The sequence below is a fragment of the Cyclobacterium sp. genome (genome assembly GCF_014762705.1).
GTDB lineage: Bacteria > Bacteroidota > Bacteroidia > Cytophagales > Cyclobacteriaceae > Cyclobacterium.
The window spans coordinates 191,498-197,874 of record NZ_JABURL010000046.1 but is presented as its reverse complement, the minus strand read 5'-3'; the positions used below and the strand labels follow the sequence as shown (position 1 = coordinate 197,874).

Here is a 6,377-nt window from a genome sequence, read left to right as displayed (position 1 = left end):
AAACCATTTTCAGAAAGGAAAATAGTAATTCGAAAACCATAACTTAATAGCATTGAAAAGGGGGTAGGGGGATTTTTTTGCAAACGCCCCATTCCAGGGAGCGTTATGATTAATAGGTTTGGGTCATTATGTAATTAATATTTTTATGAAAGAATAGGTGCCATAATTCATAAAGTTTTAAAATCGAACTCAGGTTAATAACTTGGGTTCGAATCAAGATCGCCGGTAAGAACCAATTGAATCGTCAATGGAAGAGATCGGGATGACGATAAGTTTTTTGAAATATATCTACTCGTATTATCAGGATTATGGCTTGAAATTAGCTGTTTTTCTTTTAATTCTCTGTACTTTTTCCTTGATGAAAAAGTACCAACCCCCCTCCCGGAGGGCAGGACATCAAGACAAAAAAATCCTTCGCCGCACAAACCTACTGCGCACCCCCCTGAGACAATTCAGGACAGGCCGGTTTTTTGTCCGGCCTGCGTTCTTTCCGTTTTTAATTTATTGGTATTCTTTTCAATAAAATTTCTTCAGGAGATACTTTAGAAGAAATATTTATTGCGTCATTGGTAGACTTAATATTTTAAAAAACGCAGAAATCTGGATGGGGATGTGTATTTCACAATACATTGATCTACAGGTATTTAATGGAAAAGTCATTGGTAGGCTTAAAAGAAGGTGAGCGATGGAAGCTGTGGTAATCTACACTTTGAAGACCCGAAGAAGCCCGCGTACCTTTATTGTTTTGTATTAAGTAGAAATGGAATGCCTCCCAGCGAATGGGGTGTAAAATATGGGATTCAGCATTATATCATATTTGACTTTGAACTCATTAGATGAAATTTCTCCGGAAATAAACAATAAATAATTGGGCTTAGCCACAACCTATTTATCCACAAAAGCGAGATACAGAGGATATCTGGAAGTAACTGAGCCCTGTGTGATTGGTTTTGACCCAATCCAATAGATTTTAGGAAGGGTTGGGGGTTTGAGAATACGCTTTGGCATTTCAACCCACCTATTGGTACTCGAGCGGTTTTATAGCTGAACTCAGGTTTCAGCACCAGATTTTGTGAAGCCGATGGCTATTAGAAATTAAAGCTACCGTTGGTATAGTTAAATTTTTTCCATTAAATTCAATCAATAGATCCCTAGATTCGAAGATTCTTTTTTGTATTAGGCAAAAGCCAAACCAAAGGAGAAAATCCAACAATTTGATTTTTCCAAAAAAATATACCCCATGAACACCAGTCCCGAACACGACGAACGCATGGCCAAAATGACCTTTGCAACGGTTTATCCCCATTATGTCAGCAAAGTGGAGAAAAAAGGCAGGACCAAAGCCGAACTGCATCAGGTGATCTATTGGCTGACAGGATTTGATGAGAAAAAGGTTGAGGAATTGATACAGCGAAAGGTGACTTTTGAGACATTCTTTGAGGAAGCAAGATTAAATCCCAATGCCGAGTTGATTAAAGGCCTGATATGTGGTTACCGGGTAGAGGAAATCACCAACCCCCTAACCCGGCAAGTAAGGTACCTGGACAAGCTGGTGGACGAATTGGCCAAAGGAAAGAAGATGGAGAAGATTTTGAGGGAAGGGTAAATGGCGCATCGGTCCACCTTTCGACCGGGAGCTTGTATCCCTGCAATGATGGATGCATTTTTCTATTCAGGGCTTATATTTTTGAGTCCCTGTAGAACGCCTGCCCGGGAGCTTGCGTTTTAGGATAGGTTATGACAAGTAAAGGAACCTGTTTTCAATTAAATAAAAGTGATATGTCAATAACAAAAGAATCGGAATTGACCGGCATGAAAAGGATTAGTGAAGTGGTAGGAACCACACTGAAACTGATGCGGGCACATGCAAAGCCCGGAATGTCTACAAAGGAACTCGATGATTATGGGGCAGAAATATTGAAAAGTTATGGCGCCAAATCCGCTCCATACGAAACCTATGGGTTTCCAGGCTATACCTGTATCAGTATCAATAAGGAAATCGCCCATGGTATTCCATCCCGGGATAAAATATTAAAAGAAGGGGATCTGATCAACATTGATGTTTCTGCTGAACTGAATGGCTTTTGGTCGGATAACGGCGGTTCTTTTGTCCTGGGCAGGGACATCCATAACCATCAACCGCTGGTAGATGCTTCCAATGACATACTCCACCAGGCAGTCCATACAATCAGAGGCGGGATGAAGATTGCCGATCTGGGTCATTTTATAGAAACAGCCGCCAAAAAATCAGGCTTTAAGGTGATCAAAAACCTCTCGGGACACGGTGTGGGAAGAAACTTGCATGAAGCTCCGGATAATATTTTAAACTACAGGGTCAAAACCAACAAGGAGCGATTTAAGAAAAACACCACCGTGGCCGTAGAAACCTTTATCGCGACCACTTCTACCTTTGCTGTGGAGCAAGGGGATGGATGGACTCTGGTAGGCAACAAGGGCGGATTCGTTGCCCAACACGAACATACCATTTTGATCACAGATGCACTTCCCGTTATTCTGACCAGTTTTAATGAAATTGGTCAGTGGTCACAGGCCAATTAGGGATGCGGCATTTTGATTTCAAAAACAGGAGACTGTCATCCGGTCCGTACCTTCTAGTGGTCTTGCTTATTATGGCCGGTTTGATTGCTTCAATAAGATTGGCACAGATCCGGATTCAGCCTTGAGACGGCAGGGTTTTCCGAAGATGTACCCTTCCTTCCCTGACTGGATATTATGAAAAAGTGCCAACTAAAAAATTTACCGAGCCCACAATGGAATCAGGCTGAGGTTAGGCTTTGGCATTCTTATTTTTATTCTCCGGCTTGTTCCAAAACTTTTTCAAAAAGCTTTTCATCAAATCTGAAGTTTGTGGATTTTATTTTTTCAAGTATAGGTTTTACGCTACTTATTAAACCAATTTGTTTGGCTCTTAGGATTAATCCAAAAGTTCCGGAATACCTTAAATTAAGTTTTTCTGCTACTTTTCTACCTTTTAGTTCATCGAGCATTAGGATTGGATTTTTCATTTCCAGGGATAATGCAATTGCACTTGCTTCACCCTCATCCAGATCCATTTCCAGAATTTGTTGATAATGAGAATTTTCCGGTGCCAATACCGAAATCTAATAAGGCAGGCTTTTTCCAAATTCCTTTAAAATGATCGGTGTCACAAATACCTTGCTCCCGGTCTTCATTAATAATTCAAGCTCATTAATCTTATCCAAAATTATTAAACAGCTGGTATCTGAGATGATTATATCAGAATTTTGCTGCATCTTTTGAAATATCCGAAGGTGGATAGTTAATTAAAGAAACACCATAATCAGCCAAAATCTCCGAAAATGCCACTTTTGATAAACCAGCCAATTCTGCTGCCTGTCCGAGTGACAGTTTTCCAGATTCAAACATTTTTGCTGCGAGAAATCTTTTAGTTTCTCGCTCATCTAGGTCAAAATGATCCGGAATAGTTAAGGTCAGACGCTTCATAGTATAAATTTACTAAAATTTTGGATATCGACTTCATTTTATTATGTCCTTTTGCTGGAGCTTAACAGGAAAAACCAACTGGTTTTTGATACCTACCGCTGTGTTAAATTTTCAGTTGGTTACCATGCAACCCTGGACGGAAGATTTCTTACGGAGATTTATGTATGAATTGTTGGCCTAATAGAATGCATTTAGAATCAGAAGCATTAGATTTACTTATTCCAGCTCAATTTTTTGATTTCCAGGCGAAAATCCTCTTCCTTTTTATTGCCAATCAAAAACCGCAATTCCTGTATGGAATCCGCAGAAAAGTTGGGTAGATCCAGTTTTCTACCGCGGAATACCGGCTCCATTTCCTTTAGTGGGATCTCCAGGATTTGCCAGTCTCCGCTGGTAGTAAAGGTATAGATATAAGAAGCCCGGTCGCTTAGATTTTCTTTTATTCTGAACTGGTAGCGTTTGCCATCGCCCTTTAGCCTCAGGACGGCTGTTTGATATCCTTCGATATTTTTGGGAGGGAAGTGGTATTGCAGGGAGGCAAAGCCCCCGTTGTTTTCCAGGGAGACGCTTCCGGCAAAAAGCGCATTACCCCCGGCCGTCTTTTGGAGGCTGCTACTGGAAATGCCGCCCATTACCCCATCATTTTGGATTTCCCAGCCTGACCAATCTTCCGAAGCACTAAAATCAAACAAAAGCAATTTACCCATCAGCAAAACCATTAAAAACATTTGCAAAGCCCACATTTTTCTTTTAAAGGTAGGGGATTTTTAGTGAAATCCAGCCAAATTTAAGCACATATCCTAAACCAATCGTTTGTAAAATGGTATTTTTCCGGTATATTGAAAGTAGGTTTTTTTGGGTAGATCCCAATTTTTAAAATTAACCTAAAAAGCTTACAAGCGGATGATTGTGGTATTGAATGAGCCTAATTCCCTTCGCTGTTTAGCATAATTTAACTTGAAAAAGTATTAATGAATAGGGAAGGCCTTAAGGAATTGTCTCAGTTGCGAATAAGGGAAGCTAAAACCTTATTGGCAAATCAATTTTATGATGGTGCTTATTATTTGTGTGGATATAGCGTGGAATGCGCCTTAAAAGCATGCATAGCAAAAAACACCAAACAGTATGACTTTCCTGATAAAAAAGTAGTTATTGAAAGCCATACCCATGAAATAATTAAGCTTGTTAAAATTGCGGGATTGGAAATTGATTTGAAGAATAATTTAACTGACCCCAAATTTCAATTAAATTGGAATCTTGTAAAGGATTGGTCTGAAATTAGCAGGTATAAAAGGAATTCAGAATTAGAAGCTTTAGATTTATATTCTGCTATTACAGCGAGAAAACATGGTATAATGACATGGATAAAAAGACATTGGTAAATATTGATATTGAAGAGGGAAAGAAGGTACTTGAGTCTTTGGATGATTCAAACTTAAAAATTTCTAGTGCTTTTTGGTTTTTTATAGAAGATTTAGAGGAATGGAGATTATTTTTCGCCAGTCCTGAGTTTGACGTAGTGGGGCCAAAAAAATTATATGCCAAAGTCCAAAAAATTCTACAAAGCCACAGGAATGAAATTAACCTGCCCTTAGAGGCCATTTCGCTTATTAGTCCAAAAGATCAATTAATCGGGATGTTGAGAATGGCAATTACCACAGGTCCGGGTATTTCAGGAATTAGGTTTAGTGGAAATGTGATCAACGGGGTATTGATTAAAGACGCCTACCTTTACCGGGTCAATTAAAAAGGCAGTGTTTAGTTAACAAGCCTCCATCGGGCGTAATTTGCAATCACGCCATTTGTTGAAAAAAGAGGCATTTGCAATGCCGGAATCCGATGACAAATTATTGGAAATTGATATTCCGACCATTAATTTTTTTCTAAAAAATCAGGTGGCTCCGGCTAAACTCCATAGGGAATTTTTAATAGCACCCAGCTCAATTAAATCACATATCCTAAATCAACCGTTGGTGAAATGGTATTTTTCCGGTATATTGGAATTGCGTTTTTTAGGTAATGGAGTTTTTTCAAAAGAATGAAAGAAGGATTCCGGAAGAGCATACGTTGGGGGCGGGTATAGGACTGATTTTTCCAATTGTGAATAAAGGAGAACAGCACTATCCATGCCTATGACCGGAAGGACAAGTTTCTATGTACGGTATCCCGGAAGTAATTTACACCTGATAGGCTGGTTTAAAATAAAGATGATAAACTGGTTTTTATGCAACAATATTTTTAAATAAGGCATGGAAAATAGTGGCAATAAACAAGTTGGAAGCAAGCCTTTTATAAAGTTAATAAAATGAATGTAAAACAACATCTGAACAATGTTTTCTTTTCGGTTTTTATCGGAGCTCTTTTGTTTGGAGCAAAGGATATAAACAATATAGAGCATTTATCACCCAAAATTGTCTTATTTCTGATATTTGTTTTTTCACTTCGATTGAAAATATATTTAGATGATACCGAATTTTTAGGATCAAGTGAAAGTACATCAAGAAAGGATTTTAAAATTGGTTATATTACTTCAATTATAAGCTGGATTTTATTTTGTGTTGTGGGTTATTGCATTTGGAATCCCTCGCTATTATGGGCAATTACTTTTCTTATAATAAGTATAGTCTTCATAACTATTTGGACTGTCTTTGCCGCTTTCATAGTAAATCCAAAAAATGAAAATGCAAAAAAATGGTTTTGGTTTAATCTTACTTATATGATTTTTCTGATTCTGCTTTACCTAACAATCACTTTTGAAAGTAATTTCGAAATTTTAAATATTCTTCAGTACGTAATATTATTTTCATTAATATTTACTGCAGGATTTGATTTCAAAAAAAGCAAGAGCATTCATAAAATTACATGAAAAGTCCACCTTCCAACAATTTATA

General features: G+C 38.0%; 8 protein-coding genes. 5 read left to right on the top strand and 3 right to left on the bottom strand.

The features are described 5' to 3' along the window. Nucleotides 1–1,240 precede the first annotated feature (1,240 nt). Both HUJ21_RS08775 and map read left to right on the top strand, forming a co-directional pair. Entirely contained in the window at nucleotides 1,241–1,606 is a 366-nt protein-coding gene (locus tag HUJ21_RS08775; RefSeq protein WP_291368850.1) for a DUF2200 domain-containing protein, read from the top strand. 173 nt (nucleotides 1,607–1,779) lie between these two features. Further along, entirely contained in the window at nucleotides 1,780–2,559 is a 780-nt protein-coding gene (gene map / locus HUJ21_RS08770) for a type I methionyl aminopeptidase (protein WP_291368848.1), read from the top strand. Nucleotides 2,560–2,810: 251 nt separating this feature from the next. Here the strand turns inward: map and HUJ21_RS08765 are convergent, their stop codons facing one another. The 3 genes from HUJ21_RS08765 to HUJ21_RS08755 form a co-directional block, all read right to left on the bottom strand. Continuing rightward, nucleotides 2,811–3,074 carry a DUF3368 domain-containing protein gene (locus HUJ21_RS08765; RefSeq protein WP_246255372.1) on the bottom strand — a complete coding sequence of 88 codons (264 nt, stop codon included), beginning with the start codon at nucleotides 3,072–3,074 and terminating at the stop codon, nucleotides 2,811–2,813. Nucleotides 3,075–3,258: 184 nt separating this feature from the next. Next, complete coding sequence (locus HUJ21_RS08760; RefSeq protein ID WP_166142979.1) at nucleotides 3,259–3,486, bottom strand: UPF0175 family protein; 228 nt, start codon at nucleotides 3,484–3,486, stop codon at nucleotides 3,259–3,261. 212 nt (nucleotides 3,487–3,698) lie between these two features. Then, complete coding sequence (locus HUJ21_RS08755) at nucleotides 3,699–4,229, bottom strand: CIA30 family protein (RefSeq protein ID WP_291368845.1); 531 nt, start codon at nucleotides 4,227–4,229, stop codon at nucleotides 3,699–3,701. A 228-nt stretch (nucleotides 4,230–4,457) separates the two neighbouring features. Here HUJ21_RS08755 and HUJ21_RS08750 point away from each other — a divergent pair, with 228 nt between their 5' ends. The 3 genes from HUJ21_RS08750 (at nucleotide 4,458) to HUJ21_RS08740 (ending at nucleotide 6,352) form a co-directional block, all read left to right on the top strand. Then, entirely contained in the window at nucleotides 4,458–4,868 is a 411-nt protein-coding gene (locus HUJ21_RS08750; protein ID WP_291368843.1) for a HEPN domain-containing protein, read from the top strand. Further along, a complete protein-coding gene (locus HUJ21_RS08745; protein ID WP_291368841.1) occupies nucleotides 4,847–5,233 on the top strand; it encodes a hypothetical protein in 387 nt (128 codons plus the stop codon). The genes HUJ21_RS08750 and HUJ21_RS08745 overlap by 22 nt, the downstream gene beginning before the upstream one ends. Nucleotides 5,234–5,791: 558 nt before the next feature. Continuing rightward, complete coding sequence (locus HUJ21_RS08740; RefSeq protein WP_291368839.1) at nucleotides 5,792–6,352, top strand: hypothetical protein; 561 nt, start codon at nucleotides 5,792–5,794, stop codon at nucleotides 6,350–6,352. Nucleotides 6,353–6,377 lie beyond the last annotated feature (25 nt).